The organism is Luteibacter sahnii, assembly GCF_034063545.1.
Classification (GTDB): Bacteria; Pseudomonadota; Gammaproteobacteria; order Xanthomonadales; family Rhodanobacteraceae; genus Luteibacter; species Luteibacter sahnii.
Window position 1 is genome coordinate 1 of sequence record NZ_JAQLOK010000023.1, and the last position, 1,070, is coordinate 1,070.

Below are 1,070 nucleotides of genomic sequence, written 5' to 3' on the forward strand. Positions count from 1 at the left end.
GCGTTCGCGCCGTACGCCGCGCTGTTCTGTCCCGTCGCCACCGCGCCGTAGCCCGCGGCCGTGGACTGCTGGCCGGACGCCACCGCACCGCTGCCGAACGCGCTGGCGCCGTCGCCTCCCGCGAACGATCCCGAGCCCGACGCCGTCGCGTACTGGCCGATCGCCTGCGCATCGTCGGTGCCGTCGCCGAGGCCGTTCGCCTTGAAGTAATGGCTGGCGTCGCTCACGCCACTGGCGACCGCATCGAGCTGCGACTTGTTCACCGCGTCGGTCGATTCGGTACCCGCGGCGACGTTCGTGACCTGCCGCTCCGCACCGACGGCGCCGACCGACACCGTGTTGTCGCGATCGGCGCGCGCATTCGCACCGATCGCCACCGAGTTCTCACCCAGCGCCCAGGCGTTCGCACCCAGCGCCGTGGCGTTGTCGCCCAGCGCCCAGCTACCCGCGCCCAGCGCCACCGCGTTCGCGCTCTCGATGCCGAACAAGCCGAAGCCCGTTTCCGCCCCGTTGCCGATCGCCACGCTGGCGACGCCCGATGCGCTCGCCGCACTGCCCAGCGCCGTCGCGCCGTCGCTGTACGCCGACGCGCCCGCACCCGCCGCCGTCGACTGCACGCCTGCGGCCACCGACTGCGTGCCCAGCGCCGTGGAAAGATCGCCGGTCGCGTTCGCGACCGCGCCGAACGCCGCCGACTGCGCACCGGCCGCGTACGCACCGACGCCGTTCGCCGTCGAGGCAAACCCGCTCGCCACGGCGCTCGCACCGACGGCCGTGCCGCCGACGCCCGCGCTCGTCGCGCCGGTATCCACCGGCTCGCCGCCGTTGGTGATCAGCGCGTTGCCGTCTTCGTCGACGGCGTTGCCGCCGACCGCCACGCTACCCGGACCTGTCGCCTGCGCGTTCGCGCCGTACGCCGCGCTGTTCTGTCCCGTCGCCACCGCGCCGTAGCCCGAGGCCGTGGACTGCTGGCCGGACGCCACCGCACCGCTGCCGAACGCGCTGGCGCCGTCGGCACCTGCGAACGATCCCGAGCCCGACGCCGTCGCGTACTGGCCGATCGCCTGCGC

General features: G+C 74.4%; 1 protein-coding gene. It reads right to left on the bottom strand.

Annotation, left to right across the window (positions count from 1 at the left end; translation table 11 throughout):
• Positions 1-1,070 (bottom strand): YadA family autotransporter adhesin (locus tag PI246_RS18370; RefSeq protein WP_369335418.1); only part of this gene is annotated, 1,070 nt, incomplete at both ends.